This window comes from Citrobacter sp. TBCS-14 (assembly GCF_005280805.1).
Classification (GTDB): Bacteria; Pseudomonadota; Gammaproteobacteria; order Enterobacterales; family Enterobacteriaceae; genus Citrobacter; species Citrobacter gillenii.
On record NZ_SZWM01000445.1, the window covers coordinates 1 to 274 of the forward strand.

At 53.3% G+C, this 274-nt stretch carries 1 protein-coding gene; it reads left to right on the forward strand.

From position 1 onward, the window contains the following. The coding region (locus FDX22_RS15990; RefSeq protein ID WP_186805337.1) for a serine hydrolase at positions 1-274 on the forward strand (274 nt) is incomplete at both ends.

Here is a 274-nt window from a genome sequence, read left to right on the forward strand (position 1 = left end):
AGTCTGACCAAGATTATGACCAGCTATGTGGTCGGTCAGGCGCTAAAAGCCGGGAAAATTAATCTGAATGACATGGTTACCGTCGGGAAAGATGCCTGGGCGACCGGGAATCCGGCCCTGCGCGGCTCTTCGGTGATGTTCCTCAAGCCTGGCGATCAGGTTGCGGTGTCCGATCTGAACAAAGGCGTGATCATTCAGTCTGGTAATGACGCCTGTATTGCGCTCGCTGATTATGTTGCCGGCAGCCAGGAATCGTTTATCGGTTTGATGAACG